General features: G+C 69.7%; 12 protein-coding genes and 1 pseudogene. 11 read left to right on the top strand and 2 right to left on the bottom strand.

The window, feature by feature from the left end; translation table 11 throughout:
* Window positions 1–49: 49 nt before the first annotated feature.
* On the bottom strand, window positions 50–946 hold the full coding sequence (locus LR948_RS01630; protein WP_232752173.1) for a LysR family transcriptional regulator: 897 nt from the start codon (window positions 944–946) through the stop codon (window positions 50–52).
* A 634-nt stretch (window positions 947–1,580) separates the two neighbouring features.
* On the opposite strand from LR948_RS01630, the pseudogene LR948_RS01635 reads away from it, so the two are divergent.
* The 8 genes and pseudogenes from LR948_RS01635 to LR948_RS01670 form a co-directional block, all read left to right on the top strand.
* A pseudogene (locus LR948_RS01635) lies at window positions 1,581–2,570 on the top strand (ATP-binding cassette domain-containing protein); the annotation flags it as partial.
* A gap of 209 nt (window positions 2,571–2,779) precedes the next feature.
* On the top strand, window positions 2,780–3,583 hold the full coding sequence (locus tag LR948_RS01640) for an ABC transporter permease (RefSeq protein ID WP_232752174.1): 804 nt from the start codon (window positions 2,780–2,782) through the stop codon (window positions 3,581–3,583).
* Between the two features lie 188 nt (window positions 3,584–3,771).
* Window positions 3,772–5,841: a hydantoinase/oxoprolinase family protein gene (locus LR948_RS01645; RefSeq protein ID WP_232752175.1), complete on the top strand. Its 2,070-nt coding sequence runs from the start codon at window positions 3,772–3,774 to the stop codon at window positions 5,839–5,841.
* Window positions 5,838–7,493, top strand: a complete 1,656-nt coding sequence (locus LR948_RS01650) for a hydantoinase B/oxoprolinase family protein (protein WP_232752176.1) — start codon at window positions 5,838–5,840, stop codon at window positions 7,491–7,493. Before LR948_RS01645 ends, LR948_RS01650 begins: the two co-directional genes overlap by 4 nt.
* Window positions 7,490–8,476: a TRAP transporter substrate-binding protein gene (locus tag LR948_RS01655; RefSeq protein WP_232752177.1), complete on the top strand. Its 987-nt coding sequence runs from the start codon at window positions 7,490–7,492 to the stop codon at window positions 8,474–8,476. The genes LR948_RS01650 and LR948_RS01655 overlap by 4 nt, the downstream gene beginning before the upstream one ends.
* Before the next feature lie 42 nt (window positions 8,477–8,518).
* The gene (locus LR948_RS01660; protein WP_232752178.1) at window positions 8,519–9,040 is read left to right on the top strand and encodes a TRAP transporter small permease subunit; all 522 of its coding nucleotides are present in this window, start codon (window positions 8,519–8,521) and stop codon (window positions 9,038–9,040) included.
* Complete coding sequence (locus LR948_RS01665; RefSeq protein WP_232752179.1) at window positions 9,033–10,322, top strand: TRAP transporter large permease; 1,290 nt, start codon at window positions 9,033–9,035, stop codon at window positions 10,320–10,322. Before LR948_RS01660 ends, LR948_RS01665 begins: the two co-directional genes overlap by 8 nt.
* Window positions 10,319–11,035 (top strand): GntR family transcriptional regulator, encoded by a 717-nt coding sequence (locus LR948_RS01670; RefSeq protein ID WP_232752181.1) that lies wholly within the window; start codon window positions 10,319–10,321, stop codon window positions 11,033–11,035. The genes LR948_RS01665 and LR948_RS01670 overlap by 4 nt, the downstream gene beginning before the upstream one ends.
* Before the next feature lie 14 nt (window positions 11,036–11,049).
* On the opposite strand, the gene LR948_RS01675 is transcribed toward LR948_RS01670, so the two are convergent.
* On the bottom strand, window positions 11,050–11,934 hold the full coding sequence (locus LR948_RS01675; RefSeq protein WP_232752182.1) for a helix-turn-helix transcriptional regulator: 885 nt from the start codon (window positions 11,932–11,934) through the stop codon (window positions 11,050–11,052).
* Window positions 11,935–12,089: 155 nt separating this feature from the next.
* Between LR948_RS01675 and LR948_RS01680 the strand changes: the two genes are divergently transcribed.
* The 3 genes from LR948_RS01680 to LR948_RS01690 all read left to right on the top strand — a co-directional run bounded on the left by LR948_RS01680 (window position 12,090) and on the right by LR948_RS01690 (window position 15,007).
* A complete protein-coding gene (locus LR948_RS01680) occupies window positions 12,090–13,124 on the top strand; it encodes a TRAP transporter substrate-binding protein (protein ID WP_232752184.1) in 1,035 nt (344 codons plus the stop codon).
* A gap of 84 nt (window positions 13,125–13,208) precedes the next feature.
* A complete protein-coding gene (locus LR948_RS01685; protein WP_232752186.1) occupies window positions 13,209–13,727 on the top strand; it encodes a TRAP transporter small permease in 519 nt (172 codons plus the stop codon).
* Window positions 13,727–15,007: a TRAP transporter large permease gene (locus LR948_RS01690; protein ID WP_232752188.1), complete on the top strand. Its 1,281-nt coding sequence runs from the start codon at window positions 13,727–13,729 to the stop codon at window positions 15,005–15,007. Before LR948_RS01685 ends, LR948_RS01690 begins: the two co-directional genes overlap by 1 nt.
* Window positions 15,008–15,019 lie beyond the last annotated feature (12 nt).

Below are 15,019 nucleotides of genomic sequence, written 5' to 3' on the forward strand. Positions count from 1 at the left end.
GCAAATCGTATATTTTTGTCGAAAGTGATCAGTTTTTCTGATCAACGCCTCAGGTTGTGCCGGCGTGGTAGTCCTCTGCCACCTCCCGGGCGAGCTGGGCGGCGGTCTCGATCACATGGCTGGTGGGGGCGCCCCGGTAGGAGGCCGAGAACTGCAGCGGATGCGGCAGCCAGCCCGGATCGAAGCTGCGGATCGTGCCGCGCTCGACGAAGCGCCGCCCCAGCGCGCGCGGCAAGGCCGCCACCCCGAGCCCCGCCTCGACCAGCCGGAAACAGGCCGAGAGCGAGGACGAGGGAAAGATCTGCACGTTCGGCCCGACGCGCTCGAAGAGCAGGTCCTTGATCTCGCGGTAGGGCCGGGTGTTGCGCGCATAGGTCAGGACCGGGCGCTGCAGGTGATCTGCGGGGTCCGCGGGCTCGGGCGCATCGGCGGCGACATACCAGCTCAGCGCGAAGCCCGGCAGGGCGACATTGTCGATGCTGTATTCCGAGATCGGCCCGAGCAGGATCGCCAGGTCCAGCTCGTGGCCCAGGAGCGCGGCGCGCAGGTTGGTGGAGATGTCGACGTCGAACTCGATGTCGAGGTTGGGGTAGCGCTCGTGGCAGCGCGCGATCAGCTCGGGCAGCCAGCACTGGGCGATGGTCTCGGAGACGCCGAGCCTGAGCCGCCCTTCGACCCCCTCGGGCTGGATCACGTCTCGGGCGACCAGCTCGGAGAGATGTTCGAACTTCTCCGCATAGGACAGGAGCAGCTCGCCGCGCTTGGTGAGCTTCATGCCGCCGGCGGAGCGGTCGAAGAGCTCGGCCACCAGCGTCTCCTCCAGCGCCTTGATCCGCGCGGTGACCGCCGGCTGGGTGAGGTTGAGCCCCGCCGCCGCCCGCCGCACCCCGCCGAAACGGACGACGGCGAGGAAGGTGCGGAGCTGTTCGAGGTTGAGCCGGGTCATGGGGAGATGAGTACACGGTTTCGGCGCGGCGGGCACGGGGGATTGGGGGGGGCGCGGTCGGTTAGGGAGGACGGCGCGTCATTGGCCCGCTGCACGCGCCCGGTTGCTCGGGCGTATGGGGGGTCATGGTTGCAACAGAGGACACTCGTGCGCACGGCTGTCCAGCCGACCACGCGCAGAAGCACGCCCTCCGCCCTCGCAACACGCCCCTCCCGAGGGCGCGCGCCGGACCGGGGGGCGGCGCTGCTGACATTTGAGCGAAGCGCTTTATCCCAGCAAGGTCAGGGCTAGCGACGAACTAAACGCGTCATCCCAAGGAGCGCCGGCCCATCGGGCCGGTCCGGCGCGCGCCCGGCATCTGCGATGCTATTCGGGCGCAAGGGGGCAACGCTCTGGAAGGTCGGGAATCGACCATGCCGGAGCTGAGCATCGCCTGGAGGCCAAGAGCGACCGCCTAGAAGCCGGCGGAACACCCGGGCAGACACCCGACCTGTCCAAGCATCCCCTGCCCCCTCCAAACCCGCGCGCCCGGCATCTGCGATGCTATTCGGGCGCAAACCACCCCCCAGAATGACTCGCGTTTCCGCGCCGCCGTGGTATCCCTCGCGCCACGCCCCTGCGCCCCGGAGGACCCATGCGCGACGCCAGCCCCGAGACACCGCAAGCCACCGCCTCCCCCGCCATCGACGCGCACGGGCTGGTCAAGCGCTACGGCGCGCTCGAGGCCGTGGCGGGCATCGACCTCGAGGTGCCGCGCGGGATGATCTACGCCATCCTCGGGCCGAACGGCGCGGGCAAGACCACGCTGATGCGGCTCCTCGCGACCCTCGCCCGGCCCGACGAAGGCACGGCCCAGGTCATGGGCCATGACCTCGCCACCGACCCCGACGGCGTGCGCGGCTCGATCGCCATGACCGGGCAGTTCGCCTCGCTCGACGAGGATCTGACCGGGCGCGAGAACCTGATCTTCCTGGCCCGGCTCTGGGGCTTCGGGCGGCAGGCGGCACGGCAGCGGGCCGACGAGCTCTTCGCCGCCTTCGAGCTGACCGAGGCGCGCAACCGGCAGGTCAAGGACTACTCGGGCGGGATGCGGCGGCGGCTCGATATCGCCGCCTCGCTGATCGTGACGCCGGGGGTGCTGTTCCTCGACGAGCCGACCACGGGCCTCGACCCCACGGCGCGGCTCCGGGTCTGGAAAATGATCCGCCAGCTCGCGCAGTCCGGGGTGACGGTGCTCCTGACGACGCAATACCTCGAAGAGGCCGACCAACTCGCCGAACGCATCGCGGTGATCGACCGGGGCGCCAAGATCGCCGAGGGCACCAGCCGCGAGCTGAAGGCCGCGACGGGCTCGGGCTTCCTGCATGTGACGCTGAGCGACCCGAAGCGCATCGACGCGGCGGCGGAGCTTCTCGAGGCGCGGCTCGACAGCCCGGTGCAGCGCGCCCCGGAAGGCGCGCGGCTCTCGGTCATGGCCAAGACGCCCGAGGCCGCCAATGCCGCCATCGCGGCGCTGGTCGCCGAGGGCCTCGCGCTCGAGGATTTCGCCATGGGCTCGCCGAGCCTCGAGGAGGTCTTCTTCGCGCTGACCGGCGGTGCGCCTTCGGCGGAGCCGGAGGACGCAGAGAGCGACGCGGCGGCACACACTGGCACGGACGGCGATGCAGGTTCAGCGGGAGACGCGCGCTCCGACGCGGACAGCGACCTCCGCACGGACACCCGCTCTGGCTCTGGGACTAGCTCTGGCTCTGCCCCCAGCTCCAACCTTACCTCTAGCGCCAACGTTGACGCCGACACCACCCCCTCCCCCGACAGCCCGCAAAAGGCCCGGACATGACCGAGATCACCCCCGCCACGCTGCGCAACACTCCGCGCCCGCCCCGGCCCTCGGCGCTCTCGAACGCGCTGACCTTCGGCTGGCGCGCGGTGCTGAAGTTCCGCCACGTGCCCGAGCAGCTCTTCGACCTGATCATGACGCCGCTCATGTTCACCCTGCTCTTCACCTTCGTCTTCGGCGGGGCGCTGGCGGGCTCGACCGGCGATTACCTGCAGTTCTTCCTGCCCGGCATCCTCGTGCAGACCGTGGCCTTCAACGCGGTCTATTCGGGCATGGGACTCTCGACCGACCTCGGCAAGGGGCTCTTCGACCGCTTCCGCAGCCTGCCGATCTGGCCGCTCTCGCCCTTCGCCGGGCTGATCGTGGGGGACATGATGCGCCACCTGATCGCCGGCGCGATCATCCTCGGGATCGGGCTGATCCTGGGCTATCGCCCCGAGGCGGGTCTGCCGGGGGTGCTCGGGGCGTTCCTGCTGCTTCTCGCGGTGGGCTTCGGGATCGGCTGGGTCTTCATCGTACTGGGGCTGGTGATCCGCACGCCGACGACCGTGATGACCCTGGGCTTCACGGTGCTCTTCCCGGTGGTCTTCGCCTCCAACATCATGGTCGAGCCCGAGACCATGCCGGACTGGCTGCGCGCCTTCGTCGACGTGAACCCGATCTCGCTGATGACCACCGCCATGCGCGGGCTGATGGCGGGCACGGCGAGCCTCGCCGAGATCGCGCTGGCGCTGCTCGCACCCGCGGTGCTGACCGCCGCGCTGGCGCCGCTGACGCTCTGGCTCTACCGCCGGAAGTGATGCCCGTGAGGGCGGCCCGATGCGGCCGCCCGCCCTGCCCCGGGCTCGCCCTTTGCGCGCAAGAATTCATTGCGCCAAGCACGCCGCAGCGCCCAAGATTCCCCCGAACCTCAGAGGCTTCGCCCCGGCCCGCGCGCCGGGGCGCGATCTGTCGTTGACAGCCCATAATTAGTCCGTACTTTAAAATTATGGTTCGCATCTCAATAGATATCGGCGGCACCTTTACCGACCTCGTCGCCGAAACCGCCGAGCGGATGGCCTCGGCCAAGGTGCTGACCAGTTCGGAGGCCCCGGAGGTCGCCGCGCTCGAGGGCATGGCGCGGCTGCTCGAAGAACTGTCGCTGACCCCCGCCGATGTCACCGGCATCGTGCATGGCACGACGCTGGCGACCAATGCACTGATCGAGCGGCGCGGCGCGCGCACCGCGCTGGTGACCACCAAGGGCTTCCGCGACGTGCTGGAGATGCGCCACGAGAAGCGCTTCGACCAATACGCCCTCGACATCCGCATGCCCGAACCGCTGGTGCCGCGGCCGCTGCGCTTCGGCGTGACCGAACGCGTCACCGCCGAGGGCGCGGTCCTGGCCGCCCCCGACCCCGCCGAGCTCGACGCGCTCTGCGACCAGCTTCAGGCCGAGGGCGTCGAGGCCGTGGCCATCGGCTTCCTGCATGCCTACAAGCGCCCCGACCATGAACGGCAGGTGGCCGAACACCTGCGCGCCCGGCTCGGGCCGGAGGTCACGCTCTGCCTCAGCGCCGAGGTCGCCGGCGAGATCCGCGAATACGAACGTTTCTCCACCGTCTGCGCCAATGCCTACGTGCGCCCGCTCATGGCGCGTTACCTGGGCCGGATGCTCGACGCGCTTTCGGTGCAGGGCTTCAACGGCTCCTTCCTGATGATGCTCTCCGACGGCTCGCTGACCTCGGTCGACCAGGCCATGCGCTTCCCGATCCGGCTGGTCGAGGGCGGCCCCGCGGGCGGGGTGGCCCTCGCCGCCCATGTCGCCCGACAGATCGGATCGCAAAAGACGCTGTCGCTCGACATCGGCGGGACCACCGCGAAGATCTGCTTCATCGAGGGTGGCACCCCCAAGACCAGCCGCCGCTTCGAGATCGCCCGCGCCTGGCGCGACACCAAGGGCAGCGGCCTGCCGGTGCGGGTGCCGACGGTGGAACTGGTCGAGATCGGCGCGGGCGGCGGCTCGATCGCCCGGATCGACACGCTGGGCCGGCTGAAGGCGGGCCCGCAGAGCGCGGGCTCCACCCCCGGGCCGGCCGCCTACGACCGGGGCGGCGATGCAGCGACGATCACCGACGCGCATATCGTCACCGGCAACATCGACCCCGAGGGCTTTGCCGGCGGGGTCATCACGCTTCGGCCCGAGCGCGCCAAGGCCGCGCTTACCCGCGACATCCAGGCGCCGCTGGAGCTGCCGGCGCCGGAACCCGCCGCGGCCGGCGTGATCGAGCTGGCCGACGAGACCATGGCCAATGCCGCCCGAGTGCATGGGGTCGAGCTGGGGCTCGACGTGGCGAGCTTCGATCTGCTGGTCTCGGGCGGCGGCGGCGGGCTGCACGGCGCGCGCATCGCCGACAAGCTGGGCATCCGCCGGATCATCGTGCCGCAGGACGCGGGCGTCGGCTCGGCGGTGGGCTTCCTGCGCTCGCCCGTGGCCTTCGAACGCGCGCTGTCGGTGGTGACACTGCTGGAGGACGCCGACCTTTCGGCGCTGGCGGACCGGGTGACCGAGATCCTGACCGAGGTGCGCGGCATCGTCGGCGAGGTCGCGGGCCCCGAGGGGCTCGAGGCGCGGGTCACGGCAGAGCTGCGCTACCAGGGCCAGGGGCTGGAGGTGGCGCTCGACCTGCCGCTCGACGGCGCCGAGCGCCCGGATTTCGACGGGCTCGAGGCGCGCTTCCTGCAGCGCTACGCCGAGGTCGCGGGCTTCACCCTGCGTGAGATCCCGGTCGAGCTGGTCTCGATCAGCGTCGCCGTGCGCGAACCCGACCGCGCGGCCCCCGCCCCGCTCGGACGGCCCGAACCCAAGCCCCGCCGCAACGCCCCGCGCGAGGTCTTCGACTTGGCCGCCAAGGGGCCGATTTCCTACGACGTCGTGGCGCGGCCTGCGCTCAACGGCTGCACGCTGAAGGGCCCGGTGGTCGTGGTCGAGCCGCAGACCACCACGCTGGTCCGCCCCGGCTGGACGGTGCGCCGCGCCGATCAGGGGCACCTCGTCATGGAACGGGGGGCGCCATGACCGACGCCTTCGACATCGTGGCGCAGAACGTGCTCTGGAACCGGTTGGTCTCGGTCTGCGAGGAACAGGCCAACGCGCTGATGCGCGCGGCCTTCGGCGCCATCGTGCGCGAGGCCGGCGACCTTTCCGCCGGGGTCTTCAACGCCGAGGGGCAGATGCTGGCCCAGGCGGTGACCGGCACGCCGGGCCATGTGAACACCATGGCCGCCTCGGTCCGCGCCATGCTCGACCAGGTGCCGCCCGAGGGGCTGAAGCCCGGCGACGCGCTGGTGACCAACGACCCCTGGCTGGGTGCGGGACATGTCTTCGACTTCGTGGTGGTCACGCCGGCCTGGCGCGACGGGCGGATCGTCGGCTACCTCGCCTCCACCAGCCATATCGTCGACGTGGGCGGGCGCGGCTGGTCGGCCGAGGCGGGCTCGGTCTTCGAGGAAGGCGTGACCTTCCCGCCGATGCACCTGCGCCGGGGACGCGCGGTGAACGAGGAGTTCCTGGCGATCGTCACCGCCAACTCGCGGGTGCCGCACGAGGCCCGGGGCGACATCCTCTCGCTTCTGAGCTGCAACGACACCGGCGTGCGGCGGCTCCTGGCGCTGATGGAGGAATATGCGCTCGCCGATCTCGCCTCGGTCTCGGATTTCATCTTCGAGCGCTCCGCCGAGGGCACGCGGCAGGCGCTGCTCCGCGCGCCGGAAGGCACCTACGAGAACACCATCGAACTCGACGGCTACGACGCGCCGATCCGGCTCAGGGCGCGGATGACCGTGGCCGAGGGGCGGATCGAGGTGGACCTCGCCGGCTCCTCGCCCGCCGTGGGGCGCGGCATCAACTGTCCGCTGACCTATAGCGCGGCCTATGCCGCCTTCGGCATCCGCGCGCTCCTGACACCGGAGATCCCCAACAACGCCGCCTCGCTCGCGGCGATCCGGGTCAGCGCGCCCCCGGGACTGGTGGTCAGCGCAGAACGGCCGAGCCCGGTCACCGCGCGCCATGTCATCGGCCAGGCGCTGCCCGACCTGATGCTGGGCTGCCTCGAACAGGCGCTGCCGGGCGAGGTGCTGGCGGAAAGCTCGGGCGCGCTTTGGACCATGTCGCTCTCGGGCGCGGGCGAGACCGAGTTCACCTCGCTAAATGTCGCGCTTGGCGGCATGGGCGCGCGGCCGGGCACCGACGGGCTGTCGACCACGGCCTTCCCCTCGGGCGTCGGCGCCGTGCCGGTCGAGGCCGCCGAGGTGGCCGCGCCGCTTCTCTACCACTCCAAGGAGTTCGCCCCCGACACCGGCGGGGCGGGCCAATACCGCGGCGGGCTGGGCCAGGAAATCGTCATCGGCTCGCGCATCGACGAGCCGCTCTCGCTCTCCGCGGCCGCCTTCGAGCGGCTCTCCTCGGGGCCCGCGGGCCGCGCCGGCGGGGCGCCCGGCGCCCGGGGCGCGGCGCGGATCACCGATGGCACGACGATCACCGACAAGGGCATCTACCGCATCCCCGCAGGGGCGCGGCTGGTCCTGAGGACGCCCGGCGGCGGCGGCTTCGGCGATCCCGCGAAACGCGAGAAATCCGCCGTGGCCCGCGACCTGGCGCATGGGCTGATCTCGGAGGAGACGGCCGAGACCATCTACCAGGGCACCGACAAAGGGAGACAGAGACCATGACCTTCACCAGAACGGCCCTCTGGGCCGGGGCGGCGCTTGTTGCCGGCGCCCCGGGCGCCTGGGCCCAGACGCAATGGGACCTCAGCACCGCCTGGGGCGCCAACAACTTCCACGTCGAAAGCGCGATGGATTTCGCCGACGCGGTGCGCGAGGCGACCGAGGGGTCGGTCGACATCACCGTGCATCCCTCGGGCGAGCTGGGCATCGGGGCGACGGAAAAGCTGTCTTCCGTGGAGACCGGCATCGTGCAGATGGCCGACATGCTGCTCTTCCTGCAGGCGGGCGAGGCGCCCTTCCTGGGCGTCGACACCCTGCCCTACCTGATCCAGGGCCAGGAGGAGATGGCGACCTGGCTCGAGGTCGCCGGCCCGACCTACGACGAGATCTTCGCCGCGCATAACCAGAAGGTGCTCTACTACGTGCCCTGGCCCTCGCCCGGGATCTACACCAAGGAGGCGGTGGTCTCGGCCGAGGACATCGCGGGCCAGCGCATCCGCGCCTTCAACGCCACCTCCTTCGAGTTCCTCGAACGCCTGGGCGCGGCCCCGGTCGAGCTGCCCTTCGGCGAGCTCTCGGCGGCGGTGGCCGCGGGCACGGTGGACGGGGCGGCGACCTCGACCTCTACCGGGGCAAACTCAAAGCTTTACCAATTCACCAGCCATTTCAATCCGTTGAACTGGTCCATGTCGCCCGACGCGGTGACGGTGAACCTCGATGCCTGGAACGCGCTGACCGACGCGGAGCGCACCGCCATCGAGACGCTGGCCGAGGACATGGAGGCCGGCTTCTGGGAACGCTCGGCCGCCGAGGACGCGGCCAAGACAGAGGTGCTGGTCGAGAACGGCATGACCGTCTCGGCAGCCGATGACAGCCTCACCGCCAAGATGGCCGAGGCTGGCAAGGAGATGTGGACCGACTTCTTCAGTTCGGTTCCTCAGGCGAAGCCTGTCGTCGAGGCCTACGCGGCCGAAGTCGGCAAGTGAGCGGATGGGCCGCCGGATGCACCCACCGGCGGCCCTTTCCCCATGCAGCGCCTGCTCTCCCTCATAGACCGCCTGTCGCGACTGGCCGAGACCGCCGCCGTGGCGCTGGTCTTCGGCTATTGCGCGCTGATGCTGATCGAGGTCCTGGCCCGCGCCCGGGCCCAGAGCCTCTCCTACACCTGGGAATTCAGCCAATACGCCATGGCGGCGATCTTCGCGCTGGCCGCGGGCCCCGCGCTGCGCCACGCGGTGCACGTGCGGATCACGCTGGTCGGCGACCGCCTGCCCGCCCCAGCGCGGCGCTGGCTGGACCTGGCCGCCAATGCCGCCGGCCTGGCCATCGTGGCGCTGATCGTGGTGGCGCTCTGGACCAAGACTACAACCTCTTTTTCGCGTGACATCCTCGCCACCACGGTGACGCAGACGCCGCTCTGGATCCCGCAGGCGGTGGTGCTTTGGGGGATGACGCAGCTTTGGCTCGACCTCTTCGCGCGGCTCGTGCGCCGGGCGCAGGGCCTGCCGCACGAATGGCGCGACGCCGACGCGGAGCCCGGACATGACTGAAATCGCCCTTGTCGCCAGCCTTCTTTTCGTGGCGCTCCTGGCCGGATCGGTCTGGATCGGGCTGTCGCTTTTCGCCACGGGCTACTTGCTCCTGGCGATCTTCAAGCCCAATATCCCCATGGACATCTACGCGAGCGGGGTGATCTGGGGCGCGATGATCCCCTCGCCGCTTCTGTCTCTGCCGCTTTTCATCCTGATGAGCGAGGTGCTGGTGGCCGCGGGCCTCGGACGCTCACTTTTCTCTGGCCTGGCGCCCTGGGTCGGGCGGCTGCCGGGCGGGCTTCTGCACGTGAACGTCGTGGGCTCGACGCTTTTCGCCGCAGTCTCGGGCTCCTCGGCGGCGACCACGGCGATCGTCGGCAAGGTCAGTCTGCCGGAACTGGCCGCGCGCGGCTACGACCGGCGGCTCGCCATGGGCTCGCTCGCCGGGGCGGGCACGCTGGGCTTCCTGATCCCGCCCTCGATCATCATGATCATCTACGGGGTGATCGCCGAGCAGTCGATCCTCGAGCTTTTCATCGCGGGCATCCTGCCGGGGCTGGCGCTGGCGGGGCTCTACATGGCCTATATCGCCGCCCACCAGGTGGTGACGCGCTCGCAGCCGAAACCCGCGCCGCCGAGCTGGGCCGAGCGCCTGCAGGGCCTACGCGACATCGGGCCGGTGGCGGCGCTGATCATCGGCATCATGGGCGCGCTCTACACCGGCATCGCCAGCGTCACCGAGCTGGCCGCCGTGGGCGTCCTGGGCGCGGTGCTGATCTCGGTGGTCATGGGCCGCTTCTCGCTGGGCGCCATGGCCCGCGCGGGGCGGCGGGCGGTGCGCACCTCGGCGATGATCGGGCTGATCATCGTGGGTGCGGCGCTTCTGAACGCGGCCTTCGGCTTTCTGGGCATCCCCAAGGCGGTGGCCGGGCAGATCGCCGCGCTGGGGCTTTCGCCCTTCGCGCTGATCATGGTGCTCCTGGCCTTCTACGCGCTCCTGGGCATGTTCCTCGACGGCACATCGATCATCGTGATGACCCTGCCGATCACCCTGCCGCTGGTGACCGCGGCAGGTTACGATCCGCTGTGGTTCGGCATCTTCGTCGTCGTCGCGGTGGAGATCAGCCAGATCACCCCGCCGATTGGCTTCAACCTCTTCGTGATCCAGTCTCAGACCGGAGAGAGCATCGGCACCATCGCCCGCGCGGCGCTGCCCTTCTTCGGGCTGCTGCTTCTGTTCGCGGTGATCCTGGCGCTGGTGCCCGACCTTGCCCTCTGGCTGCCGGGAGCGCTGCGATGAAGAACCTCTACAGCCAGGTCTGCGAGGATATCCTGGGCCAGATCCGCGCCGGAGAGCTGCGGGTCGGCGAACGGCTGCCCCCCGAGGCGGAATATGCCGCGACGCTCGGGATCAGCCGCTCGACCCTGCGCATGGCCTTTGCCGAGCTCGAGGAGGCCGGCGTCTTGAAGCGCCGCAAGCGGGCCGGGACCGAGATCATCTCGGACCGGCCGCAGCGCCGCTTCAGCATGGCGACCAGCGGGGTCGCGGAACTTCTTAGCCTGGGGCGCGACACCGAGTTCAGCATCACCAGCACCCGCCAGGTGCCCACCGAGGAGATCCCCCAGCTCGCCGGGCTCAGCAGCGAGACGGGCCATTGGCTCGAGGTCTCGGGCAGCCGCCGGATGCAGGGCGAGAGCCGCGCCTTCAGCGTGAACCGGGTCTATGTGCCGGCGCGCTTCGCCGCCATCGAGCCGGTGCTGCACGAGGGGCGCCGCTCGGTCTTCCAGACCATCGAGGAGACCTTCGACGTGCGGATCGGCCGTGTCGCGCAATCGGTGCGCGCGGTGGCCTGCCCCGCCGAGGACGCCAAGGTGATCGGCCTCGAGCCCGGCGCGCCCGCGCTGCGGATCGAGGCGCAGCTCTATCTCAGCGACGAGCGGCTCATGGAGGTCTCGGTGGCGACCTTCCACCCCGAGCGCTTCCAGGTGCACAACGACGTCAAGATCAAGTGAGCCGGGTCCGGGCCTCAGAGCATCTTCTCGAGCCAGGCGGCGGCGTCCCGGCCCTTGAGACTGCGCCGCCAGAGCTGTTCGGTGATCGCCTCGTGCTGGGCCACCGCCTCGGGCGCCGAGGTGATCGTCGCCACCCCGAGCCGCACGTTGGCCAGGGCGCCCAGCCGGAAGGGGCTCATCGCCAGCTCCGGGCGCGCCGCGCCGCGGAAGATCTGGAAGCTCGCGCCGGGCATCGAATCGACCAGCACGCCGATCTGCACGCCGATCGGCTCGCTGTTCAGCATCTCGATGATGTTCTCGACCTCGGCGCGGGCGGCGGCGCGGCGGTCGGCCCGGCCGGCAAGCGCCTGGGTGCCGACGAAGCCGCTGTCGCAGAAGGCCTCGATCTCGACCGCCGAGACCAGGCTGACCACATGCGGCGGGCGCGCCCGGTAGGCCGCCTTGCGCCGTTTCAGCACCTCGAGCACCTGGTCGATCTGGGCCAGCGCCTCGGCGCGGTCGGGCACGTCCTCGGGCACGCTTTCGCGCAGCACCTCGGGCAGAAGCGCGTCGTAGCGGTCGGTGGTCAGCAGGTAGGAGACCGGCCCGAACATGACGCTGATGCGCTCGGCCTTCTCTTCGATCTGGCGCATCCGCTCGAAGAAGGCGAGCGCGGTGGAGACATATTCCACCGCCACGCCGAGCAGCGTCGCGATCGAGACGCCGAGGTGATCGGCGATCCGCCCCAGGGTGTCGACCCGGACCGGGTGGCCCGCCTCGTAGCGGTAGATGGCCGCCCGCGAGACCCCGGTCAGATCGGCCAGCTGATCCGGCGTCAGCCCCGCGCCCATGCGCGCCGCGCGCAGGCGTTCTCCGAGTGCGTCGATTGCGTCGCTTTGAGTCACCGCCCGCTGATTCACGCGCCTGCTCCCTCGTTTTCTGCCCGCTCACTATGCAAACCACGTCTCAAAATAGCAATGATTGCGTCACTTGTCGCAAATTTGAGAAAATTCTTGACTTTGAACACGCCGCGCAGAAGCATCGCAGGAAACACGCCAACCTGGAGGTATCTGCAATGACGCAACATCCGCTTTCGCTCGCCGGCCGACTGGGCCTGGGCGCCGCGGTCCTGACCGCGGGCCTGGCCTCGGCGGTCTCCGCGCAGGACTACACCGCCCGCATCGGTCACCTGGAATCGCCGCAGCAGTCGCGGCACGTGCACCTGGAGAAGGTCGCCGAGATGGTCTCGGAGCGCACCGACGGCGCGGTCGAGTTCCAGATCTTCCCCTCGGGCCAGCTTGGCTCGCAGCGCGAGATGACCGAGGGCGTGCAGCTCGGCACGCTGGAGGCCACGGTTTCCCCGGCGGCCTTCCTGGGCGGCTTCAACGCCGCGATCTCGATCCTCGACATCCCGTTCCTGCTGCCCGCCGACGAGACCGAGGCCCAGGCCCTGCGCGGCGGCGCCTTCGGGGACGCGCTGCTCGAAAGCTTCTCGGACCGCGGCGTCGTGGGCGTTGAGCTTTGGCCCAACGGCCGCAAGAGCCTGACCTCGAACAAGCCGCTCGAGGATCTGACGGCCCTGTCGGAGCACAAGTTCCGCACCATGGACAGCCGCATCCTGATCGAGCAGTTCGAGGCGCTCGGCGCCTCCGCCGTCGCCCTGCCCTTCGGCGAGCTTTACACCTCGCTGCAGACCGGCGTGGTCGACGGCCAGGAGAACCCGCTCGACACCATCCAGCGCATGAAGTTCTACGAGGTGCAGGACTACCTCGTGCTGACCGAGCATGGCGCCATGGAGGACGTGGTGCTGTTCAACCCGATGTGGTGGAACGCCCTGCCCGAGGACTACCGCACGGTGATCTCGGAGAGCTTCGAGGAAGTCATCCCTGAGCTGCGCGCCCACAAGGAAGAGGCCGTCGCCGCCGCCCTCGAGGTGATCGACAGCGAAAGCGAGATCGAGATCCGCGAGGCCTCCGCCGAGGAGCGCGACGCGATGCGCGACGCGACCTATGACGCCGCCGTGGCCGCCTACAAGGAGCGCGCCGGCGACGAGGGCGCCACGCTGATCGAGCTTTACGAAAGCGAGTATTCGGAAATCACCTCCGAGTAATCCCGGCCACCTTGGCCAGAGGTCCGGCCCCCATGCGCGGGGCCGGACCCATCGTCACTTCCACCGCAAACCGCGAGGCACAGCATGGGGCCCCTGGGACTTCTCAGACGCGCCGAACGTTTTTTCGTCGTCACCGTCTTCCTGAGCATGGTCGCGCTTTTCGCGCTCAACGTCCTTGGCCGCGAGATCGGCGGCGAGGTCGCCAGCCGGCTGACCTGGATCGAGGAAGCGGTGCGGCTGCTCAACATCTTCCTGGTCTTCGGCGCGCTGGGGCTGGCGCTCGAGCGCGGCCGCCACGTCGGCATCGACACGCTGCGCCGCCGCCTGCCGCCCCGCGCCCAGCGCCTGGCCGAAAAGATCATCGACGCCCTGGGCTGCCTGACCACGCTTTACCTCGCCTGGCTGGCGCTGGGGCTGACCCGCTTCGTGCTGCAGACCGGCCAGCGCAGCCCGACCCTCGATGTGCCGATGGGCTGGATCTACGCCGCGCCGGTGGCGGGCTTCTGCCTGCTGTCGCTGCGCTACGCGCTGAGCTTCTTCTCGGTGATCGACCGTTTCTCGCAGGCGCCCGGCGCCTCTGATGCCGAAAAAGGGGCCTCCTGATGATCTGGCTCATCGTGATCTTCGCCCTCGTGCTGCTGCTCGGCGGCTTCGAGATGTTCCTGGTGCTAGCGCTGCCCGCGCTCGGCGTGAAAGAGGCCTTCTACCCCAATCTGCCCGATGCCGCGCTGGTCCAGAAGGTGATCGGCGGGATCAACCACAGCACGCTCCTGGCGATCCCCTTCTTCATCCTGGCGGCGCATCTGATGGGCGCGGGGCGCATCGCGACCCAGCTCACCGACCTGATGCGGGTCTTCTTGGGCCACACCCGGGGCGGCATGGGCCAGACCACCATCGGCGCCTCCATGGCCTTCGGATCGGTCTCGGGCTCGGCGCCCGCCACAGTCGCGGCCATGGGCCGGATCGTCTATCCGCAGATGCGCGAGACCGGCTTTTCCGAACGCTTCGGGCTGGGCCTCCTGGTCGCCAGCGCCGAGACCGCGCTTCTGATCCCGCCCTCGATCACGCTGATCATCTACGGCTGGATCACCGGCACCTCGATCGCCCAGCTTTTCGCCGGCGGCCTGGCCGTGGGCCTGGTCCTGGGGCTCGCCTTCTCGCTCATGGTCACCATCGAGGCGCGCCGGCGCGGGCTCGAGGGCGGCCCCCGCACCGCCTGGAGCGACCGTCTGCGCGCGCTCTGGGACGCGAAATGGGCACTCGGCATGCCGGTGATCATCCTCGGCGGCATCTACAGCGGGCTCTTCACCCCGACCGAGGCCGCCGCGGTCAGCGTGGTCTACGCGATCTTCGTCGAGATGGTGATCTTCCGCGACCTCAACTTCGCCAAGCTCGTGGAGGTGACCGAGGACAGCGCCGTCGCGACGGCGGTGATCTTCGTGCTTCTGGCCGTGGGCGGGCTTCTGTCCTTCTTCGTGACGCTCGCGCAGGTGCCCCAGGCGATCACCGCCTTCCTCGAGACCGCCAACGCGGGGCCGATCACCTTCCTTCTGGTGGTCAACCTCTGCTTCCTGATCGCGGGCATGTTCATCGACCCCAATTCGGCGCTCCTGATCCTGGTGCCGCCGCTCTTCCCGGTGGCCCAGGCCTTCGGCGTCGACCCGGTGCACTTCGGCATGATCGTCACGCTGAACATCTGCATCGGGATGATCACCCCGCCCTTCGGGCTCGACATCTTCGTGGCCTCCTCGACGCTCGACAGGCCGGTCCTGTCGATCATCGCCGGGGTCTGGCCCTTCGTCGCCCTGAACATCCTGGTCCTGCTGATCGTCACCTACGTGCCGGAGATTTCGCTCTTCGTGCCGGACCTGTTCTTCCGCTAACCCAAGGAAATC

This window comes from Roseivivax sp. GX 12232 (genome assembly GCF_021272185.1).
Taxonomy (GTDB): domain Bacteria; phylum Pseudomonadota; class Alphaproteobacteria; order Rhodobacterales; family Rhodobacteraceae; genus Roseivivax.

What these genes read in the sequence shown, in the direction of transcription:
- LR948_RS01655 (WP_232752177.1), top strand. Translation starts at nt 7,490, where the DNA reads ATGACCTTCACCAGAACGGCCCTCTGGGCCGGGGCGGCGCTTGTTGCC.
- LR948_RS01645 (WP_232752175.1), top strand. Translation starts at nt 3,772, where the DNA reads ATGGTTCGCATCTCAATAGATATCGGCGGCACCTTTACCGACCTCGTC.
- LR948_RS01640 (WP_232752174.1), top strand. Translation starts at nt 2,780, where the DNA reads ATGACCGAGATCACCCCCGCCACGCTGCGCAACACTCCGCGCCCGCCC.
- LR948_RS01665 (WP_232752179.1), top strand. Translation starts at nt 9,033, where the DNA reads ATGACTGAAATCGCCCTTGTCGCCAGCCTTCTTTTCGTGGCGCTCCTG.
- LR948_RS01660 (WP_232752178.1), top strand. Translation starts at nt 8,519, where the DNA reads ATGCAGCGCCTGCTCTCCCTCATAGACCGCCTGTCGCGACTGGCCGAG.
- LR948_RS01690 (WP_232752188.1), top strand. Translation starts at nt 13,727, where the DNA reads ATGATCTGGCTCATCGTGATCTTCGCCCTCGTGCTGCTGCTCGGCGGC.
- LR948_RS01630 (WP_232752173.1), bottom strand. Translation starts at nt 946, where the DNA reads ATGACCCGGCTCAACCTCGAACAGCTCCGCACCTTCCTCGCCGTCGTC.
- LR948_RS01670 (WP_232752181.1), top strand. Translation starts at nt 10,319, where the DNA reads ATGAAGAACCTCTACAGCCAGGTCTGCGAGGATATCCTGGGCCAGATC.
- LR948_RS01680 (WP_232752184.1), top strand. Translation starts at nt 12,090, where the DNA reads ATGACGCAACATCCGCTTTCGCTCGCCGGCCGACTGGGCCTGGGCGCC.
- LR948_RS01650 (WP_232752176.1), top strand. Translation starts at nt 5,838, where the DNA reads ATGACCGACGCCTTCGACATCGTGGCGCAGAACGTGCTCTGGAACCGG.
- LR948_RS01685 (WP_232752186.1), top strand. Translation starts at nt 13,209, where the DNA reads ATGGGGCCCCTGGGACTTCTCAGACGCGCCGAACGTTTTTTCGTCGTC.